This is a genomic window from Chryseobacterium sp. 2VB, from assembly GCF_005503635.1.
In the GTDB taxonomy this organism is placed as follows: Bacteria; Bacteroidota; Bacteroidia; order Flavobacteriales; family Weeksellaceae; genus Chryseobacterium; species Chryseobacterium cupriresistens.
The window spans coordinates 328,757-347,137 of record NZ_SCNC01000001.1 but is presented as its reverse complement, the minus strand read 5'-3'; the positions used below and the strand labels follow the sequence as shown (position 1 = coordinate 347,137).

At 37.1% G+C, this 18,381-nt stretch carries 20 protein-coding genes; 6 read left to right on the top strand and 14 right to left on the bottom strand.

What is annotated here, in order from left to right:
* Positions 1 to 25 precede the first annotated feature (25 nt).
* The 8 genes from FFS26_RS01565 to FFS26_RS01530 form a co-directional block, all read right to left on the bottom strand.
* Entirely contained in the window at positions 26 to 2,164 is a 2,139-nt protein-coding gene (locus FFS26_RS01565) for a catalase (RefSeq protein ID WP_137904089.1), read from the bottom strand.
* A gap of 59 nt (positions 2,165 to 2,223) precedes the next feature.
* Positions 2,224 to 2,601, bottom strand: a complete 378-nt coding sequence (locus FFS26_RS01560) for a hypothetical protein (RefSeq protein WP_137904088.1) — start codon at positions 2,599 to 2,601, stop codon at positions 2,224 to 2,226.
* A gap of 15 nt (positions 2,602 to 2,616) precedes the next feature.
* Positions 2,617 to 2,934, bottom strand: a complete 318-nt coding sequence (locus FFS26_RS01555; protein WP_110008859.1) for a hypothetical protein — start codon at positions 2,932 to 2,934, stop codon at positions 2,617 to 2,619.
* Between the two features lie 47 nt (positions 2,935 to 2,981).
* On the bottom strand, positions 2,982 to 3,569 hold the full coding sequence (locus FFS26_RS01550; protein ID WP_110008858.1) for a ferritin-like domain-containing protein: 588 nt from the start codon (positions 3,567 to 3,569) through the stop codon (positions 2,982 to 2,984).
* A 72-nt stretch (positions 3,570 to 3,641) separates the two neighbouring features.
* Entirely contained in the window at positions 3,642 to 4,418 is a 777-nt protein-coding gene (locus tag FFS26_RS01545; RefSeq protein WP_137904087.1) for a KGG domain-containing protein, read from the bottom strand.
* 462 nt (positions 4,419 to 4,880) lie between these two features.
* Positions 4,881 to 5,477, bottom strand: coding sequence for a Crp/Fnr family transcriptional regulator (locus FFS26_RS01540; RefSeq protein WP_228449370.1), 597 nt, complete (start codon positions 5,475 to 5,477; stop codon positions 4,881 to 4,883).
* A 317-nt stretch (positions 5,478 to 5,794) separates the two neighbouring features.
* Positions 5,795 to 6,028 carry a hypothetical protein gene (locus FFS26_RS01535; protein WP_137904086.1) on the bottom strand — a complete coding sequence of 78 codons (234 nt, stop codon included), beginning with the start codon at positions 6,026 to 6,028 and terminating at the stop codon, positions 5,795 to 5,797.
* Between the two features lie 86 nt (positions 6,029 to 6,114).
* On the bottom strand, positions 6,115 to 6,999 hold the full coding sequence (locus tag FFS26_RS01530) for a DMT family transporter (RefSeq protein WP_110008855.1): 885 nt from the start codon (positions 6,997 to 6,999) through the stop codon (positions 6,115 to 6,117).
* A 97-nt stretch (positions 7,000 to 7,096) separates the two neighbouring features.
* Here FFS26_RS01530 and FFS26_RS01525 point away from each other — a divergent pair, with 97 nt between their 5' ends.
* Entirely contained in the window at positions 7,097 to 8,518 is a 1,422-nt protein-coding gene (locus FFS26_RS01525) for a PLP-dependent aminotransferase family protein (RefSeq protein WP_110008854.1), read from the top strand.
* Between the two features lie 126 nt (positions 8,519 to 8,644).
* On the opposite strand, the gene FFS26_RS01520 is transcribed toward FFS26_RS01525, so the two are convergent.
* The 5 genes from FFS26_RS01520 to FFS26_RS01500 form a co-directional block, all read right to left on the bottom strand.
* Positions 8,645 to 9,241 (bottom strand): Crp/Fnr family transcriptional regulator, encoded by a 597-nt coding sequence (locus FFS26_RS01520; protein ID WP_110008853.1) that lies wholly within the window; start codon positions 9,239 to 9,241, stop codon positions 8,645 to 8,647.
* Positions 9,238 to 9,618, bottom strand: a complete 381-nt coding sequence (gene ytxJ, locus FFS26_RS01515) for a bacillithiol system redox-active protein YtxJ (RefSeq protein WP_110008852.1) — start codon at positions 9,616 to 9,618, stop codon at positions 9,238 to 9,240. Before ytxJ ends, FFS26_RS01520 begins: the two co-directional genes overlap by 4 nt.
* The gene (locus tag FFS26_RS01510; RefSeq protein ID WP_228449369.1) at positions 9,615 to 10,076 is read right to left on the bottom strand and encodes a DUF1569 domain-containing protein; all 462 of its coding nucleotides are present in this window, start codon (positions 10,074 to 10,076) and stop codon (positions 9,615 to 9,617) included. The genes ytxJ and FFS26_RS01510 overlap by 4 nt, the downstream gene beginning before the upstream one ends.
* Positions 10,070 to 10,606 (bottom strand): YfiT family bacillithiol transferase, encoded by a 537-nt coding sequence (locus FFS26_RS01505; RefSeq protein WP_137904085.1) that lies wholly within the window; start codon positions 10,604 to 10,606, stop codon positions 10,070 to 10,072. Before FFS26_RS01505 ends, FFS26_RS01510 begins: the two co-directional genes overlap by 7 nt.
* A 216-nt stretch (positions 10,607 to 10,822) precedes the next feature.
* On the bottom strand, positions 10,823 to 11,965 hold the full coding sequence (locus FFS26_RS01500; protein ID WP_110008850.1) for a DEAD/DEAH box helicase: 1,143 nt from the start codon (positions 11,963 to 11,965) through the stop codon (positions 10,823 to 10,825).
* A gap of 214 nt (positions 11,966 to 12,179) precedes the next feature.
* Between FFS26_RS01500 and pncA the strand changes: the two genes are divergently transcribed.
* On the top strand, positions 12,180 to 12,785 hold the full coding sequence (gene pncA, locus FFS26_RS01495) for a bifunctional nicotinamidase/pyrazinamidase (RefSeq protein ID WP_110008849.1): 606 nt from the start codon (positions 12,180 to 12,182) through the stop codon (positions 12,783 to 12,785).
* 85 nt (positions 12,786 to 12,870) lie between these two features.
* Here the strand turns inward: pncA and FFS26_RS01490 are convergent, their stop codons facing one another.
* Positions 12,871 to 14,052, bottom strand: a complete 1,182-nt coding sequence (locus tag FFS26_RS01490) for a pseudouridine synthase (RefSeq protein ID WP_228449368.1) — start codon at positions 14,050 to 14,052, stop codon at positions 12,871 to 12,873.
* 102 nt (positions 14,053 to 14,154) lie between these two features.
* Between FFS26_RS01490 and aroB the strand changes: the two genes are divergently transcribed.
* From aroB to FFS26_RS01470, 4 genes are all read left to right on the top strand, one after another.
* Positions 14,155 to 15,201, top strand: a complete 1,047-nt coding sequence (gene aroB, locus FFS26_RS01485) for a 3-dehydroquinate synthase (protein ID WP_137904084.1) — start codon at positions 14,155 to 14,157, stop codon at positions 15,199 to 15,201.
* A gap of 276 nt (positions 15,202 to 15,477) precedes the next feature.
* A complete protein-coding gene (locus FFS26_RS01480) occupies positions 15,478 to 16,113 on the top strand; it encodes a porin family protein (RefSeq protein ID WP_137904083.1) in 636 nt (211 codons plus the stop codon).
* 349 nt (positions 16,114 to 16,462) lie between these two features.
* On the top strand, positions 16,463 to 17,056 hold the full coding sequence (locus FFS26_RS01475) for a porin family protein (protein ID WP_137904082.1): 594 nt from the start codon (positions 16,463 to 16,465) through the stop codon (positions 17,054 to 17,056).
* 445 nt (positions 17,057 to 17,501) lie between these two features.
* Positions 17,502 to 18,197 (top strand): porin family protein, encoded by a 696-nt coding sequence (locus FFS26_RS01470; RefSeq protein WP_137904081.1) that lies wholly within the window; start codon positions 17,502 to 17,504, stop codon positions 18,195 to 18,197.
* Positions 18,198 to 18,381: the final 184 nt, after the last annotated feature.

The following is an 18,381-nucleotide window of genomic DNA, read 5'->3' as shown; positions in this document are numbered from 1 at the left end:
TGTTGGTGTGAAGGGTGTTTTATGATTACGCGTTTCTCTCCTTTTCAAGATCCCAGACTCTGTGTTGGGCAATTGCCTGGATGAATTTATCTGCCGGATCTCCGTCTTCCCATGTAATGATTCCGGGATCCTCATGTTGTTTAGCGGCTACATTGGAATTGTGGTAAAGCACCTCCGTATCTTTTCCAAAGTAAATTGCTTTACAGTGTTTATAAGCTTCATTGATGAAATGCAGAACCAGATGTTTGTTTTCAGCAATCATCAGCTCTTTTACGGAATCTTCTCCCGGGCAGATCGCAAGGGCATCAAAACAGACACTTGCCGTACTGCTAAGAGAATGTTTCGGGGTCAGTTCTGAACCGTCATTCAGTTTTACGGGAGCAACACTTGTTGCAATCAGTTCAACTCTGGCACCTTCTGCTTCAAGCTTTGCTTTAAGATCATTGACAGCTCCACCATCAGCACCGTTAGCCAGAATAAAGCCAATTTTACGGCTCTTAATTGTATTTTTTACCGTATTCTTCATACTTAAAGCATCAGAAACCTTTGTATGAGGTTCTCTTTCTTCGCTTTGAAGGTCTATCATATTACTATCTGCCGGCAGACTTTGATTGGGCCATTCCAGTTTTTTAACTTCCACTCCTAATTTTTCTGCTACCTTCCAGGCAAGATCTGTATCAATATAGGCAAGCTGTCCTACCAGTCTTTCCCTAATCTCAGGACGGGTTACTTTTGATAATTCAAAGATCAATGCATTCTGAAGGTGTGTTTTCTCCGGTGCAGACTGGCTGTTATAGAATAATTTTGCCTGTGAATAATGATCCACAAAACTTTTACTTCTTTCTCTGATCTTCACTCCGGAAACCCTTTCCTGCTGGGAGGTAAAGCCGCCTTCAGACATCATCGCCTGGAAAGGACATCCGCCGCCTATAGAATTCGGTTCATAGCTGCTTTTTCCTTTAACGATCTGCTGTCTCATATGACCATCTCTTTGGTTGTTATGAACCGTGTTGATAGATCTGTTGATCGGTATTTCATGGAAATTGGGAGATCCCAGTCTTGAAAGCTGAGTATCGGTATATGAAAATAATCTTCCCTGCAGCAGCGGATCATTGGTGAAATCTATCCCAGGAATGATATGTCCCGGGTGAAATGCAATCTGCTCGGTTTCTGCAAAGAAATTATCAGGATTTCTGTTAAGCGTTAAAGTTCCGAAGAGCTGTACAGGAACTTCTTCTTCAGGAACTATTTTGGTAGGGTCTAGAAGATCGAAATCAAATTTGTGCTCATCCTCTTCCGGTATGAGCTGTACTCCGAAATCCCATTCCGGATAATCCCCGTTTTCTATGGCCTCCCAAAGATCACGCTTATGGAAATCAGAATCTACTCCTGAAATCATCTGAGCTTCGTTCCAGGCTACGGAATGAACGCCTAATCTGGGCTTAAAATGGAATTTTACAAAATGTACTTTCCCTGCCTCGTTGATAAATTTAAAAGAATGTACTCCAAAGCCTTCCATCATTCTCAGACTTCGCGGAATAGCTCTGTCGCTCATCAGCCACATGATCATGTGCATACTTTCGGGCATCAGTGAAATAAAATCCCAGAATGTGTCATGGGCGGATGCAGCCTGTGGAATTTCATTGTCTGGTTCCGGTTTTACGGCATGCACAAGATCAGGAAACTTGATAGCATCCTGAATAAAAAATACCGGCATATTATTGGCAACCAGGTCATAATTCCCTTCATCAGTATAAAATTTCACTGCAAAACCACGGACATCTCTCGCGAGATCGGTACTTCCTTTACTCCCTGCGACAGTTGAAAACCGTACAAAAACAGGAGTTTCCTTTCCCAGTTCTGTTAAAAATTTTGCTTTAGTGTATTCTGCAAGGCTTTTAGTAAGCTTAAAAACGCCATGTGCACCGGAACCCCTGGCATGCACTACTCTTTCAGGAATTCTTTCATGATCAAAATGGGTGATTTTTTCACGCAGAATAAAGTCTTCCAGCAATGAGGGGCCACGTTCTCCGGCTTTTAAAGAATCCTGGTTGTTGTTGATCTTTAAGCCCTGATTGGTGGTCAGTTTTTCATTTTCATTGGAAGTGCTGTGTACATCCAGCTGTTCTGCTTTTTTGTTGTGTTCGTTGGTGTTCATATTCATAATCTTTTTGTAGTTGGTGTATTTTCTTTCAAAAGCAGTTCGATAATGGGGCGCTGTAGTTAATCTCTCTTATTTCCCAGAATTTCAAGAAGCCTGTTGATATATTCTTCCTCCTTCAGAACTTTATAATACGCTGTTTTGGCATACAAAGTGAAGGCAGGAGATTCATATCGTATTTCGGCATCCAAATCTGTGGTTTTCGTTGTGTTATTAAAATGAAACTCACGGATATTGAGGATGTATTCTTCCATATAATTGTCTATCACTCCTTTCAGGACTTCACAGGTAGCATTATTTTTAATCTTTTCTAAAGACTTAATCAGAAAAGCTGTAACTCCGTAAGAATTCATAACAGACGGAAATAAAGACTCATTCTCTATTGCATTATTTTTATCATTCAGGCCGGAATGTTGTAAAGTGTCGTTTTCAAAAGTCATATTTAAGAATGGTTTTTAGTTATTAGAAGCTTCCATGTATTTTTCAAAATAATGAAGGTCATTTTTATCTTTTATGGATAAATAAAACATGATCTGTTCCGGTTCTTTTAATCCGATACTGCCGAAGCAGTCGAAGTGAGCAATTAATGCCTGTATATTTTCAATATCAATATCTTTCAGAATAATAAATAAAAGAAAAATATTTTTTTTGATCTCTTTTGCATAGATTGCTGCCCCATCTTCAAAACACTTCCCGGTATTCGGTATTTTTATAAAATCCTTATGTCTCAGTGTTTTTATTATTTTCTGGCATTCCATATATTTTGATTTCATGATTAAAATAAGCCATATAGAACAAGCTACATGGCTTATTACATAGTTTAGTCTTCCTGTTCTGCATCAAAGTTAATGGATGTTTCTGCAATATCTGTAAGATAAGAATCGGTGTCTTCTTCTTCCTGAAGCGTTCTTTCAAGCAGATCAGCAGCCTTATCATGTCCCATAGTTATGGCAAGCTGGGCCAGTCCGCCATAAGTGGCAATTTCATAATGTTCTACTTTCTGTGCTGCAATAATAAGAGCTACATCTCTTGTTGCGGTACCGTCTTCTGTAGCTTTGATGACTTCTTCTCCTTCTTCAATAATCCCTTTGATAGCCTTGCATTCTTTCTTTTCAGGCTTTTCATCAATGAGTTTGAAAACTTTTTCCAAACGTTTAACATGTTTTTGAGTCTGAAGGTGATGGTCTTCAAAAGCATCTTTCAATTCTTCAGCAGTAGCTGCTTCCTGCATTTTTTCCAATGCATCCAGAATGGCATTTTCAGCAAAATAAATGTCCTTCAGGGCACTCACAAAGAATTTGTGAAGGGGTGAATTTTTCATTTCATCCTCGTTGACAGTTGCCTTGTCTGCCGTACCTTTTTTGGTGGCAGAAACTGCCGTATTGGTTTCTAATATTTTATTGGGCATGGTGTAAATGGTGTTTGTTATTAAAGGATTACCTCTTTATATATGGCTAAAGAGGCAATCCTGGAAAAAGAATTATGAATTACGTCTGCCTCCGAATCCGGAACGGCCTGAAGATCTTCCGCCTCCGTGGGAAGCCTGGCCTCCCATTCTGGCTATTCTTGTACGCTCAGATTTACTCATTGCAGCAAATCCTCTTCTTGAACTTCCTGAATTGGAGTTGGAGTTCGAGCCTCCTCTTCCTGAGCTATTACTGTTGTTTCCTGATCTGGACGAACCTCCTCTTCCTGAATTGGAACCTGAGCCTGAGGATCTGCCTCCACCATGAGAAGCCTGACCTCCCATTCTGGCTATTCTTGTACGCTCAGCTTTACTCATGGAAGCGAAACCTCTTCTTGAAGTACCATCTCCTGATGATGACCTGCCTCTGCCTCCTGATCTGGAGCCGGAACCAGAACTTGAACGTCCGCGGGAACCACCTCTACCGGAAGTAAATCTTCCCTGACTGTCTCTCTGCTGGTTACCGTTTCCGCCTCTGGAACCACCTCTTCCTCCTCTACGGCCTCTCTGATCATCATCATCGTCTTCTTCTTCGTCGTCATAATCATCATCTTCTTCATCATCATAATCGTCGTCGTATTCATCATAATCATCTTCATCGTAGTCATCGTCATAATCCTCATTTTCATTATCAAAATAATTTTCATATTCTGAAAAATCATCATCATAATCTTCATCTCTGGTTGCATCGTTGAAACCATGATCATATCCTAACTGATATACTTCTTCAAGGTTTTCTGATGAATGTGACTGTCCTCTTGAACTGCGGTTTCTTGAATTTCTAGTGTTCATAACTGAATTTTTTTATTAATATTTAGTGATGTGTATTGCAGCCCGTGACTAGTATTAGACGGCAACAGTTGGATGTCGGTAATTTTAAATGATAATAAAAGCAAATGCTTTTTACGTTCCTTTTTTACTAAGGTTTAGGAATTGGATTGAAAATTTATATTTCAAATGTACGTCAGAATAATTCACTTTTTTATGACCTGGATCATGTTAATGCGTATTAATACAAAATTTTTCAGTCTTTTATGATAATTCTGCCAGATTTTTTCATCTTTTCAAGAGTCCGGAATACATTTTCCATATGCATGTCCGTAAGATTGATAATCTGTTGTCCTGCCAATTCAATGAGGAACCATTTTTAGACAGTACAACAGACTTCCATCAATATTCATACAGTTTATCATTTTCATTTCTTTATAAAGATTTAAATGAAAAAAATCACAAAATTTCTATGTCAAATGAATGCTAATATAAAATTTTACGATTTTCAATTCTTAGGATCTTATCCCTTTCCATATGTTTGATGGTCCTTATTGCGGTTTCTACACACAAACCTGTAAGACTTGCCATCTGTTGTCTCGTTAAGGGAATCAGAAATGAATAAGGACGTGCATCTTTCTGGAAACTTTTCAGATAATCCATCAGCCCTCTGAGTCGTATCGAAGGATTTTGCGATGAAAGATTCTGCATCATGATGAATTTATAGTAAAGACGTTCGGAGAGAAAACTGCTGACCTCCATGTATAATTCGGGGTTTTGGTTCAGCAGATTGAAAAAAATGGATTTATGAAGCCTTAAAACAGTACATTCTGTAATAGCTTCAGCATTCATAGGATAAGGTTTTTCTATAAAAAGAATAGATTCTCCACAGCTTTCTCCGTCGGATAAAATATTCTGAATAAATTCTTTTCCTTCCTCATTATAATTATTGAGTTTTACCTCTCCATTAATAATCTGATAATAATAATTGGGAATATCACCCTCGCAGAATATCACTTCTGAAGGGCTGTAGTGTCTCGTTTCTGCTCCCGCTGAAATCAAAATGTTTTCGTCGATAACCATAATAGTTGTTTTTTGGTGTTGTTTTCTTCTTCTCCTTTTCTTAATCTTAGTAAAAATATATTGGTAATCGATATTTAATGAGTGCAAAAAGTGCACCTTAATGATTGTTTTGAAAGTTAAAAAAAGTTAAAAATATTGATAACTTTAATTGTATATTTTATTTATTGGTTAAGTATTGCTATTAAAAATGCGATTAAATTGATTTTTTGATACCACATATTTAAGCTATAATTTCAACAATTTGCAGAATACAAAACAATAAAACCCATTTTTACTTAATAAAAACGGGTTTTTCAAAGTAATAACAGAAAAAACTGCTATTTCTTTGGAATTTTATTTTTATGGGTTCCTGTGGTATCTGTAAGTTTTTTTGAGGAAACCGTATCACTTTGTATTGTATCGGAAGGGATTGGATTTACCGTGGAAACAGAATCCGTCCTGATGGTATCAGCTATGACAGTATCTGTTGTAACATTGGTTTCTGTTTTGGATTCTTTTTTACAGCTCAGGACCATAAATCCTATAAGCAGGCTTGACATAATAAACTTCATAATGCTCTATTTTGTGGTGATGAATCAAAGGTAGACTATTATGAAGCTGTCTTCTTATGACTTAAGTCATAATGCTTTATATTTAATTATTTCGCAAATTTTTTAGTTCCTGCAACACATAAGATGACGCCCACAGTCACCCCAAGCATTCCCAAACTCACCTGTTCATGAAGCAGCCAGGCAGCGAGTGCCAAGCCAAAGAAAGGCTGAAGCAGCTGCAGCTGTCCAACAGTAGCAATTCCGCCTTGTGCCAATCCTTTATACCAGAATATAAATCCAATAAACATGCTGAAAAGCGAAATATAAGCCATTCCAAACCACCCCTGAAAACTAACATTTTCAATATCATCAGGAAAATAAATAAAAAATAGAGGAATCATAACAGGCAGTGCCAATACCAAAGCCCAGGAAATTACCTGCCATCCGCCTAATGTTTTAGATAGCTTAGCACCTTCAGCATACCCCATTCCGCATAAAATAACGGCAAGCAGCATCAGAATATCGCCAACAGGTGACGCTGATATCCCCTGCGAAACAGCATAGCCAATCACCAAAAGACTTCCTGTAATAGAGAAAAACCAAAATACAGGATGGGGTTTTTCGCCACCACGCATCACTCCAAATACAGCCGTTGCCAAAGGCAGCATTCCCAGAAAAACAATAGAATGGGCTGAAGTAAGATATTGAAGTGCCAATGCAGAAAGAAGCGGAAAACCTACCACACAGCCCAGGGAAACCAACAATAATGGAATTAAATCTTTTTTAACAGGACGTTTTTCTTTACCCAGCCATAATACGATAAGCGCAAGAATTCCTGCAACAGCCGCACGAACAATCGTTACAAAAATGGGGCTCATTTCCATTACGGCTAACTTAGTGGCCGGCAAACCTCCACTAAATAATACAACACCTATAAAGCCATTGATCCAGCCATTTATATTTTCATCTTTTGATAGTTGTTTTGTCAACATTGTATTCAAACTTTTTAATTGATGTTCAAAATTAGAAAGGATAATCCGATAAACACAGTATCAGTTTTGTATATTTGCATGAGCACAGTTTAACAATATGAGTAAAGAATTTTTGTACACGGAAATTGCAGACGGAATTGCAGGACAGATCAGAAATGGTATTCTAAAGGCCGGAGACAAGCTTCCTTCAGTGAGAATGCTATGCAAGGAGCATCAGGTAAGCATGAATACAGCCAAGCGTGTCTTTCTGGAGCTGGAATCCCAGTCTTTGGTAGAATCCAAACCGCAGTCCGGCTATTTTGTAAGTCAGCTGCTTTCAGCAAAACTCCCTTTGCCGGAAGTAAGCCGTCCGTCATTGATCGCCAATAATGATGAACCGGATGAGCTGATCAGTAAAGTATATGAAAATATGGGTAAAAAGGATCTTACCTTCTTCTCTATCGGAATTCCGTCCGGAGATCTTTTGCCTCAGGCTAAACTAAAAAAAGAAATTGTGAATGCCACCAGGGAATTAAAAGACGGTGGTACCGAATACGAGGAACTTCAGGGAAATCTGAAATTAAGAAGAATGATTGCAGTACGTTCCTTACAATGGGGAGGCAATCTTAGCGAAAATGATCTCATTACCACCAATGGCGGAATGAATGCCCTTTCTTTCTGTTTGATGGCTTTAGGAAAGCCAGGAGATACCGTCGCGATCGAAAGTCCCTGCTATCCCGGAATTCTTCAGCTGGCCAACGGGCTGGGATTAAAGGTACTGGAACTTCCTACCCATCCTACTACGGGAATAGAAATTGAGGCTTTAAAAAAGTTAATTCCGAAAATAGATCTTTGTCTCCTGATTCCCAATTTTAATTCACCGTTGGGAAGCTGTATGCCTGATGAAAATAAAAAAGAAATTGTAAAAATACTTTCTGAAAATAATATTCCGTTAATAGAAGATGATGTGTATGGAGACCTTTATTTTGGTTCCAGCCGTCCGAAATGCTGTAAATCTTTTGATAAAGACGGAAATGTACTGTATTGCAGCTCTATTTCAAAGACTCTGGCTCCCGGTTATCGTGTAGGCTGGATTGCTCCCGGGAAGTATAAAGACAAAATCATGAAGCTGAAACTTCTGCACTCTACTTCTTCTATTTCCATTGTGAATGAAGCAGTGGCTAATTTCCTGAAATCCGGAAAATATGAAAAACATCTTCAGCAGCTTCGCAGAACATTACAGATCAATTACCAGAACTATGTTCAGACCATTGCAGAATCTTTTCCGGAAGGTACGAAAACCAGCCGTCCACAGGGAGGCTTGTCTTTATGGATAGAATTTGATAAAAATATCCGTACAACAGAACTATATGATCTGGCTATCAAACAGAACATAAGTATCGCGCCCGGAAGAATGTTTACTTTTCAGGAGCAGTTTGAAAATTGTATGAGACTCTGCATAGGGCTTCCATGGTCGGAAAATACACAGGTCAAACTCAGACAGGTTGGACAGCTAGCCAAAAAGATTGATTTGAGGTAAGGAAGATAGAGGCTGGAAGGTGGAAGTGATTATAGTTTTAAGAATAGATTTTCTTAATAAGGGTGTTTAACAGTTCTTTGTGTTGACCAGAACTTCTGGCTTCCCTCTCCCATCTTCCAGCTTTTTTTATTTATTATCCGGGATGAAATTTTTCCTTGCCAGTTCTTTTCTTACTCGGCTCAGACTCTCAGGAGTAATTCCAAGATAAGATGCAATCATCCATTGCGGAACTCTCAGCAGTAAATCCGGATACATTTTGATGAATTTCATATATCTTTCTTCTGCAGTTTCTCCCAGCAAAGAATTAATCCTGTTCTGAAGACTTCTGATATGTTTCTGAAGAAGAAAATCACTTCTTTCAATACTGTTCGGAAATTGTTCTACCAGTTTGTTGAAGAAGTCAGGATGGAGAAACAAAACTTCAGAATCCTCCACGGCTTCTATATAATAAATAGACTTTTCATTGAAATAAAGACTGCTTCGGTCAGAAATCAGCCAGCTTTCCGGAGCAAACTGTATAATATGTTCTTTTCCGTTTTTATCAATGGAATACATTTTTAAAAGCCCTTTTTCTACGAAGAATATATGACGGCATATTTCGCCATATTGCAAAAGAAACTGATTTTTTGGAATTTTCTTTACTTCATAGTGCAGGCTGCAGGTGTTCACATTCTGAAGCGGAACGTTTAAAACTTTGGCTAAATAATTATTTATATTCTTCATGATACAATCTGGCTTAAAGAAATATCCTGGTGTGAAGCACTGTTAACAGGTTTTCCGTTTTCTATGACAATCAGCTGCGGGCTTTCATGCCTGATCTCAAAATCTGCTGCTATTTTGTTGGAAACAGGTCTGTGAGCCAATAAATCCAGATAATATACATGTACCGGCTGCTCAGAATTCTCTACTTCTTTTTCAAAATTTTTCAAAACTGTCCTGCTTATGAAACAGCTTGTAGAATGCTTGAATATGGCGATCTTATTTTGAAAAGAATCTTCTATAGCTTTGGTAAGATCCTCTTCAGATTCTATCTTTTTCCAGAATGTTTTTTGCTCAGGGTTTTCACTTTTCCCACCGAATATTTTATCAAAAAAACTCATACATTAAATTGTTTTAGATGATGATCAAGATGTTTGAATTCTAAAAATGTCCAGTCTTTTTCAGTCATGTTTCCGAATAGTCTGTGGTGATCCGGCAAATTGCCATTTTCAAAGGCTTCCCGGAATTCTTCCAGCGTTTTCAGCAGATTGGTTTTTGATTCATCAAAATCACATTCAAAATTAACGATTAGATTTTGAAAAGTAGGCATGTTTCTCGGAATTCCATTATTGAAAACATACATTTCTATTTTCGTAAAAATCCCTATTGCCCCAAAAAAGACATTGATGCGGGGAAGTTCAACATTTTTTAAAGCAACCTGAAGAACCAGATCACAGTGCTTTAGCATTTGGCACACGTTCATTTTTCCCCATCTTCCGATAGAGTTTTCAGATAACAAAGAAATTCTATCTATAATTTCCTGATAGTATATTGGATTATTGAGACTCTTCCTTACCAACCTTTCTCAATCTTCAGGGTTTCAATATGAGCAAAATGATGATTACAGTGCCACACGTACAAAGCAAGGCTCTCTCTTAAATTATAATTCTTATTATGCTCGGGATGATGGAAAGTCCTTTCAAACTGTTTATTGGTTAGGCTTTTAAGAAGCACTACCCATCTCTGGTGGGTTCCTTTTAACATTCTCATTGCCGGTTTTACAGGCATATGAAAGCTGTCCTGAAGCTCTGCCCATTTTGCCTCGTCATACGGTTTTATGGTAGGGTTGTCTTCTGTGAGGGCCAGTTTAAAACGGATAAAACTGTTCATATGACTGTCTGAAAGGTGGTTTACAAGCTGTCTTACCGTCCAGCCTCCTTCTCTGTAAGGTGTATCCAGTTGATCGTCTGTAAAGTGTTCGATGAGATTCTTTAGCTGGCCGGGAAAGTCTTTAATGACTTTGATATAAGTATCCAATGTGATATCACAGATGTTTTCGGGCACTTCAAACGGTCCTATGGGGAACTTTTTTTTCTCTAAATCACTCATTACTCAGGTTTTAATTTTTTTATGATTGCCGATTTGTACTATCATTATTTATCAGGATAATTTACGAATATCAGCTTGTGCGAATTTATCAAAAATTCAAGAATATAAAGTGAATAAAGCATTAATTATACCGATAATGGTCTTTGTGGTACCTGTTTTTCAATAAAAAGGGCTTCAATTGTATCAACTGAAGCCCTTTTTATTGATACTCAATGATTAATATCCGTGTAAATCAATACCTTCAGTTCTTTGCAGGGTTACTTTTTTTCCCATTTTCTTTTGAATTACCCGGAAATGTTGCAATTCATCATCCGTCAGAATACTGATTGCGGTGCCCTTTTCATTGGCACGTCCTGTCCTTCCGATACGGTGAATATAATCCAGCGGTGAACGCGGCAATTCATAATTGATAACACATGGCAGTGATTCGATATGAATTCCACGCCCGATTAAGTCTGTTGCAACCAGGATCTGGGCTCCGTTTACTTTAAATTCTTCCAGGTTGTTTCTTCTCGCTCCCTGAGATTTCTGGCTGTGAATGGCCACTGCTTTTATTTTATTCTTTTTAAGTTTCTCTACCAGATTATCCGCAGACCTTGTGGATGAAACGAAAACAAGTGCTTTTTCAACTTTCTTTTCTTTAATTAAATATCGTAAAAAGGGTCCTTTATTTTCCGGAGCAACATGGTATGCCAGCTGTTCGATATTATCAATTTCAACCTCTTCTTTTTTTATTTCAATAATCACAGGATTGATGGAAAGACGTTCTTTCATTTCTGAAACTTTATCATTCAGGGTTGCTGAAAATAAAGTAGTCTGTTTCGCCACGGGCATCATGGCAAAAAGTTTATTCATTTCTTCGCCAAAGCCGAGCTGAAACATTTTATCAGCTTCGTCAATCACCAAATGCTTAATTCCTGAAATACTCAATGCATTATGATCAATTAAGTCTAACAGACGTCCCGGTGTGGCAATCAAAACTTCCACACCAAACATTCCCTTCATCTGTGGATTGATAGAAACACCTCCGTACACAGCCATTGTACGGACTTCTCTCTTTAGGTTATCAGTGAATGCTCTGAAAACTTCATCGATCTGAATAGCCAGTTCACGGGTAGGAACCAATATCAGAACCTGAACATTACGATCTTTTTTTACTTCTGCATTCTGTAATTTTTCTAAAATCGGCATCACAAAACATGCCGTTTTCCCGGAACCCGTCTGCGCAATTCCCATCAGATCTTTTCCCTGCAAAATGACAGGAACAGCCTGCTCCTGGATTGGAAACGGTTTTAAATACCCTAATTTTTTGACAGAACGAATAATATTGTGTGATAATCCTAACGATTCAAATGACATAAAATACTTATTTCCCACAAAGATACGCTATTGATATTTGGTTCAGCCCTCAAAACAGCATACGTTGCAGACAAAACTCAATTATTTTATGTGTTAAGTTCTTCGTTGATAAGCATTGAAAAATTTATGTTGCCGATTTGTCCGATAATTAGGGTTTGGACAAATTTTTGAAGATTAGTTTTGTAAATTTATCAAAAATTCGAGAAATCAATATATGAAAAAAGCGTTAATAATAGTCGATGTACAGAATGACTTTTGTGAAGGCGGAGCACTTGCTGTCCCTGGAGCCAGCGAAATTATTCCATACATCAATCTGCTGATGGAGGAAAATGAATATGATCAGGTGGTTCTTACACAAGACTGGCATCCTGCAGGTCATAAAAGCTTTGCAAGCAGCAATGGAAGAAAGGTAGGAGAAAGCATTATTCTCAATGGAGTTCCGCAATTTATGTGGCCGGATCATTGTATTCAGGGGACTTTCGGAGCAGAATTCCATAAAGATCTGAACAGAGATAAAGTAACCCATATTGTACAAAAAGGTAAAAATATTGAAATTGACAGCTACAGCGGTTTCCAGGATAACAATCACTTTATGAAAACCGGTTTGGATGATTTCTTAAAATATCACGACATCCAGTTGGTAGAAATTGTAGGCCTGGCGCTAGATTATTGTGTTAAGTTTACTGCACAGGATGCGGTAGCTAATGGATATGTAACTTGTCTACATTTCAATGGAACACGTGCCGTGAATGTAAAACCAGACAATGCCAGAGATGCCATCTATGAAATGATTGAGAAAGGAGTAACTGTTCTGGGATAATAAATAAACTTACAACGATAAAAAACAAAAAAAAGCGCAGAAAATCATTCTGCGCTTTTTTATTCTTTACTCTCAAAAGTACTGTTTAAAGCATTTTAAGGTTGTTTACTTCCAGTTCTGTAAGGATTCTCCAGTGTCCTCTTTTGATATTCTTCTTCGTTAATCCGGCAAACATTACTCTGTCTAAAGCTTCCACTTCGTATCCTAATCTTTGGAAAATTCTTCTGATAACACGGTTCCATCCGATGTGGATCTCAATTCCGACTTCATTTTTAGGTTTCCCCTCAATATATGAAATCTGATCAACAACAGCTACTCCTTCATCAAGACGGATTCCTTCTGCTATAAGACGTAAATCTTCACCGGTAAGTTTTTTATCCAATGTTACATGATAAATCTTTTTGGCATCAAAAGACGGATGCGTCAGTTTTTTAGTCATGTGACCGTCATTGGTCAGTAAGATAACTCCTGTTGTAGAACGATCCAGTCTTCCAACCGGGAAAAGTCTGTATGGAGAAGCATTCGCAACAAGATCCATTACAGTTTTTCTGGCTTTATCATCTTTGGTAGTGGAAATATATCCTTTCGGTTTGTTCAAAAGTACATATACAGGCTTTTCAGGAGTAATGCTTTGTCCGTCAAAAACAACTCTGTCTGTTTTCTGTACCTGATATCCCATTTCAGTTACCACCTTTCCATTGACTTCTACCAATCCCTGAGTAATCAGCTCATCAGCTTCTCTTCTGCTGCAGATTCCGGAATTAGCAATATACTTATTAAGACGGATGCTGTCTTTGTTAACGTCTTTTTCAATTTTATTCAATCTCCTTTTCTGAACAAAAGATCTCGTTTTGTCATCATTTCTGTCATCACCGCTGGAAGGTCTTCTTCCGTATTTCAGACTGCCTCTTTCATACTTATCTCTTGTATCGAAATTTTTTCCGCCTCTCTTGGGTTTTCCGAAAGATTTTTTCTCATAGCTCTCACTTTTGTTGGTGATATAAGGTTTTCTTTCAGATTTTGAACCAAAATCGTCATTGGAATTTTCGAAACTGTCCGTATTTCTCTTAAAAGGTTTCTTTTCAAATCTTGAGTTGGATCCTTTATGTTCCGGCCCTTTTTTTCCTCCGTCTTTAGAGAAAGGCTTTTTAAAAGGTTTTGATCCTGAAGAATTTCCAGATCTGGAAGCACGAGAATCATCAGAACTTTTCTTGGTTGAAATTCTTGGTCTCTTTGGTCTGTCTGAATTATTATTATCTCTGCTCATTCTAAAAATTTCTGCAAAGATAGTAATTTAGTTACGAGTTAAAAATTAAGAATCATAACTTTGCACTATAGTTTACATTTTTAACTTTACATACAATCAAAGATGATAACAATATTAAACGATAATTTTTCACAGCTCAACGAGTTTCTTCACCAGAAATCTTTCAGTAAAATTTTTATTCTTGTAGATGAAAATACTCATGAATCCTGTCTTCCGGTTCTTCTGGGAAACATGGAAACCGATCTTGGCTTTGAAATTTTAGAGATCGAAGCCGGAGAAGAAATGAAAAATATCCAGACAGCCAACCAGCTGTGGGAAATTCTTACGGAAATGCAGGCAGACAGAAAAGCTCTGGTTATCAACCTTGGTGGTGGTGTAATTACCGATATGGGAGGATTTGTTGCTTCTACTTATAAAAGAGGTATCCAATTCATTAATATCCCTACTACCCTTTTATCGATGTGTGATGCTTCCATAGGAGGAAAAACCGGGATTGATCTGATGCACTATAAAAATATGGTGGGAACTTTTGCTTTTCCTGAACAAATCTTTATTTATCCAAAATTCTTAGAGACACTGCCTTTTAAAGAATTAAGAAGCGGATTTGCAGAAATGCTGAAACATGGACTAATTGCTGATAAAAATCATTGGGACCAGCTGATTCAGATCCGTAAACTGGAAGTGGAAACCGTTGTTCCTCATATCCAGGCTTCTATGAATATTAAACAGAATGTAGTAGATCAGGATTTCCACGAACAGAACATCAGAAAAACGCTTAATTTCGGGCATACCATCGGACATGCTGTGGAAAGTTTATGTTTACAGCAGGAAAATCCTATCCTTCACGGGGAAGCAGTTGCGATGGGAATGATTGCCGAAGCTCATCTGGCATATCTTGAAAATCTTATCTCTGAAGAAGATTCAAAAATTATCATTGAAAACATCCAGAGATACTATCCATACCTCGACATCAGCGATTTTAAAGATGAAAATATTACCGCATTATTACTGAATGATAAAAAGAATACAGACAGTAAAATCAACTTTTCTCTGCTTACAGGGATAGGTTTCTGCAACTATGATCATCAGTGCAGCCAGGAAAATATCCTTGCATCCCTATCTTTTTATAGAAAACTGAATGATGCCTAGTGATTTTTATCAAATAATTCATTTCAGGTATATAACTTTTGACAAAATTGTCAATTTAGACCATATCTAAACAAATGTTTATTTAAAGGTATAAATTACTAACAATCAAATACATAAAATTAAAACCACTTCAACGCTAAGTGGTTTTTTTATTGATTTTAGTCATAAAAAATATTTTTGGCAAGCAATTTGAAAGATACTCAGCGTTCAACTGAAAATGCTGAACAGTAGTAAAATTTAAAATTAAGAAAGAGTAAAAATTAAAAAATTAAAGTTATGAAAAAGTTAATTTTAGGATTAGCGTTAACTGCAGGAACATTCGCATTCGCTCAACAGACAGGAAACACATCTTCTAATCCGGTAACATTTGGGGTAAAAGGAGGAATGAACGTTTCTTCACTTTCAAAAGACAGTGGCCTTGACGATCAAAAATCTAAAATAGGGTTCAACGCAGGTGTATTTGCCAACATTCCATTAGCAGCTTCATTCAGCGTTCAGCCAGAGGTACAGTATTCACAGTATGGTAATAAGTCAGATTATACTTTAGCAGGAACAAAATATTCAGCTTCTACTAAATTAGATTACATTACAGTACCAGTAATGTTCCAATATAACCTTATTCCTGACCTTTACGTAGAGGCAGGACCAGAATTTGGTTTCATGGTAAGTGCTAAAAACAAATTCAAAAATGAATCAAACGGACAATCTAATACTACAGATAACTACAAAGACAACTTAAATACCTTCAACTTTGGTATTGGTCTTGGTGCTGGATATTATTTTACTCCGAACCTTGGACTTACAGCAAGATATGTTGCAGGTTTAACCGATGTAGCAAAAAACAGACCTAGCGGTTCTGATGCAGTAAGAAACAACCTATTCCAGGTAGGTTTAGCTTATAAATTCAAATAAGCTTACATTCACTAACAAATTTTATATTCAATAGAAAAGATCAGATTAATTTTTTAATCTGGTCTTTTTTGAATGTGAGATATACCGCAGGCTTATCTGATATTGTAAAAACAAAATATCATTATGGCTATGACAGAGAGGATTAAACTACAAAATCTAAAGTTTACTAAGTTTTTATAATGACAAGGAGGGCGGATTAATTTTAATCTGACTTTTTTACTGCAGATAAAAAAATATTCTTAAAAAATGTATACTAGATAGAAAATTAAGAACATATATTGATTTTGGCATGCAGTTTGTTTCTTAAAGAAATGTTAAATAAAACTTAATAACTATTAAAAATAAATTTATGAAAAAGATTTTTTTAGGCCTTGCGCTTGTTGCAGGTACTTTTGCTTTCTCTCAGAAGACTTCAACTTCTACTGCTTCTTCTTCTCCAGTTAGATTTGGTGTGAAAGCAGGTCTTAATATTTCAACTCTTACCGAGAATGACTTCAATTCAAAAGCGGGATTCTACGGAGGGTTATTTGCTAATATTCCCGTGGCTCAGGACTTTTCTTTCCAGCCGGAAGTGTTATACAGCGGAATGGGAGCAAAGATTAAAGGAGCTAATGATCTTAAAGTAAATCTGGATTATATTTCTGTACCCTTAATGCTTCAGTATAATGCCTTGCCTAACCTATATCTGGAAGCAGGACCTCAGTTCAGCTTTTTGATTAACTCAAAACTGAAAGCTGATTCCAATTCAGCAGATGCTAAAGATCTGTTCAAAGGTTTCGACTTCGGAATTGGTCTTGGAGCAGGATATTATTTCACAGACAATATCGGAATTACGGCAAGATATGTAGCTGGTTTAACGGATGTTGCAAAAAACAGACCGGATCTATCTGAAGACAAAGCTAAAAACGGAGTATTCCAGGTAGGTTTAGCTTATAAATTCTAAGAAATCAGTTTAGCTTTTAAAGCAGACTTCTCATCAATACAGAGCCAGATTTAATATAATCCGGCTTTTTTATTTGTCCCGATATTTTTGGCAAGAAATTTGCCTGTAGAATAATTGATTGTACTCTATCCGGAAATTTTCCAACTTACGGTTCATGTTTCACAATGAGTATGCTTTGATTCATTTGATATTCAATTGAATATCAGAATTACAATCTAACTATTACCATTAAACTTTAACGGAACTGTGTCAGCCAGGCTGGCAATATGAGTACACAACAGAATATGGAAAATATTTTGTCTGTTCAATAAGATACATTTTGATTTCAATAGAAAAAGTCAGGTTTATTAGTTTACGCCTGACTTTTTCGCTTATTATGACTTTTATCACTTTATCCTTTTGTGGCAGATATTTTGATCCAAAAAAGAAAATTAAACTTTAAATCATGAAAAAACTCTTTGCAGTAATTGCAATTGCAGGTTGCCTTTTCGCGAATGCGCAGGAAAAACATCAGTCAAAATCTTCTCCTGTCACTTTTGGTGTTAAAGCAGGTTTTAACGGTTCTACACTTACCAGAGGAGATGGCTATGAATATGATAACAATGAGAAAATCAAAGCAGGTTTTCATGCAGGAGTGTTTGCGAATATTCCTGTTTCTGAGAAATTCAGCATCCAGCCGGAGCTTCTTTTCAGTCAGCTGGGATCAAAATCAGACTATAACTACAGAACCAGCTCGGGAAACTACAGAAAGACACAACACTATGATTATAGGACAACATTAAATTACCTTTCTCTTCCTGTAATGGTTCAATACAATATTCTTCCGCAGCTTTATGTAGAAGCAGGTCCTGAATTCGGATATCTGCTGGGAGGAAAGACAAAAGGAGATTTAACCACTATTGAGACTACCGGAAATTCAGTTACAGTACAGCGTACGGAACATATTTCACAGAGCATTTCAAAAAGCCTTTTTAATCGTTTCAATGTAGGATTAGGTATTGGTGCCGGATATTATTTCACTGAAAACTTTGGCGTAACCGCAAGATTTACGGCTGGGCTTACTGAAGTTTACAAATACAACGACGGTGATAAAGTAAGAAATAATGCACTTCAGGTAGGAGTAGCATACCGATTTAAATAGAGATATTTATTATTTTCAAAACTGGTGCCGGGCTTTAAAAAGTCCGGTATTTTTATTTTTATTCTTAAAAAGTACCCGGAAGTCCTTTTAATTCATGGAAAAGCCAATTCCAGTTCATTTTTTTTTTATTATTTCAATTATCAATAATAAAGTGTAATGAGCCTTCAACTATTTTCACAAAACA

Bases quoted from the DNA above. Each gene is read 5' to 3' on its own strand.
- FFS26_RS01545 (WP_137904087.1), bottom strand. From the start codon at position 4,418: ATGAACACTAGAAATTCAAGAAACCGCAGTTCAAGAGGACAGTCACAT.
- FFS26_RS01565 (WP_137904089.1), bottom strand. From the start codon at position 2,164: ATGAATATGAACACCAACGAACACAACAAAAAAGCAGAACAGCTGGAT.
- FFS26_RS01500 (WP_110008850.1), bottom strand. From the start codon at position 11,965: ATGTCATTTGAATCGTTAGGATTATCACACAATATTATTCGTTCTGTC.
- FFS26_RS01535 (WP_137904086.1), bottom strand. From the start codon at position 6,028: ATGAAGTTTATTATGTCAAGCCTGCTTATAGGATTTATGGTCCTGAGC.
- FFS26_RS01560 (WP_137904088.1), bottom strand. From the start codon at position 2,601: ATGACTTTTGAAAACGACACTTTACAACATTCCGGCCTGAATGATAAA.
- FFS26_RS01555 (WP_110008859.1), bottom strand. From the start codon at position 2,934: ATGAAATCAAAATATATGGAATGCCAGAAAATAATAAAAACACTGAGA.
- FFS26_RS01480 (WP_137904083.1), top strand. From the start codon at position 15,478: ATGAAAAAGTTAATTTTAGGATTAGCGTTAACTGCAGGAACATTCGCA.
- FFS26_RS01530 (WP_110008855.1), bottom strand. From the start codon at position 6,999: ATGTTGACAAAACAACTATCAAAAGATGAAAATATAAATGGCTGGATC.
- FFS26_RS01505 (WP_137904085.1), bottom strand. From the start codon at position 10,606: ATGAGTGATTTAGAGAAAAAAAAGTTCCCCATAGGACCGTTTGAAGTG.
- FFS26_RS01475 (WP_137904082.1), top strand. From the start codon at position 16,463: ATGAAAAAGATTTTTTTAGGCCTTGCGCTTGTTGCAGGTACTTTTGCT.
- ytxJ (WP_110008852.1), bottom strand. From the start codon at position 9,618: ATGAGTTTTTTTGATAAAATATTCGGTGGGAAAAGTGAAAACCCTGAG.
- FFS26_RS01540 (WP_228449370.1), bottom strand. From the start codon at position 5,477: ATGGTTATCGACGAAAACATTTTGATTTCAGCGGGAGCAGAAACGAGA.
- FFS26_RS01490 (WP_228449368.1), bottom strand. From the start codon at position 14,052: ATGAGCAGAGATAATAATAATTCAGACAGACCAAAGAGACCAAGAATT.
- pncA (WP_110008849.1), top strand. From the start codon at position 12,180: ATGAAAAAAGCGTTAATAATAGTCGATGTACAGAATGACTTTTGTGAA.
- FFS26_RS01550 (WP_110008858.1), bottom strand. From the start codon at position 3,569: ATGCCCAATAAAATATTAGAAACCAATACGGCAGTTTCTGCCACCAAA.
- aroB (WP_137904084.1), top strand. From the start codon at position 14,155: ATGATAACAATATTAAACGATAATTTTTCACAGCTCAACGAGTTTCTT.
- FFS26_RS01520 (WP_110008853.1), bottom strand. From the start codon at position 9,241: ATGAAGAATATAAATAATTATTTAGCCAAAGTTTTAAACGTTCCGCTT.
- FFS26_RS01470 (WP_137904081.1), top strand. From the start codon at position 17,502: ATGAAAAAACTCTTTGCAGTAATTGCAATTGCAGGTTGCCTTTTCGCG.
- FFS26_RS01525 (WP_110008854.1), top strand. From the start codon at position 7,097: ATGAGTAAAGAATTTTTGTACACGGAAATTGCAGACGGAATTGCAGGA.